The sequence below is a fragment of the Massilia sp. CT11-108 genome (assembly GCF_047302915.1).
Lineage (GTDB): Bacteria > Pseudomonadota > Gammaproteobacteria > Burkholderiales > Burkholderiaceae_D > Telluria > Telluria orientalis.
In genome coordinates this window covers 1-310 of record NZ_JBKYMO010001418.1, presented here as the reverse complement: position 1 = coordinate 310, position 310 = coordinate 1, and the positions used below count along the sequence as shown (strand labels likewise).

Below are 310 nucleotides of genomic sequence, written 5' to 3'. Positions count from 1 at the left end.
AGCTCCTGCGCAACCTCGTCGGCAACGCCGTGGACGCGCTGTCTCCCGTGCGCGCACCCGGTGCCACCGTGACGCGGCAGGCGATGGCGTGGCGGCGCAGGTCGGCCGCGTATTCGGCCAGCACGTCGTCGATGGCGGCGTCGAGGCGGCATTCGGTGCGCTCGAGCCGGACCTGGCCGGCCAGGGCGCGCACGCTCCTCACGATGGCGCTGGCGCGCTGCGACGCTTCCAGCACGGCGCACAGGGCGGCATGCGCCTGGGCCGGCGCCTGGGCGCGTTCGATGCAGCGCAGCGCCGCGTGGGCGTGCAG

Annotated in this window: 1 protein-coding gene; it reads right to left on the bottom strand. The window is 75.8% G+C overall.

The genetic code is table 11. The features are described from left to right. Positions 1-310: hypothetical protein (locus tag ACEN88_RS35085; RefSeq protein ID WP_413347037.1), on the bottom strand; the 310-nt coding region annotated here is incomplete at both ends.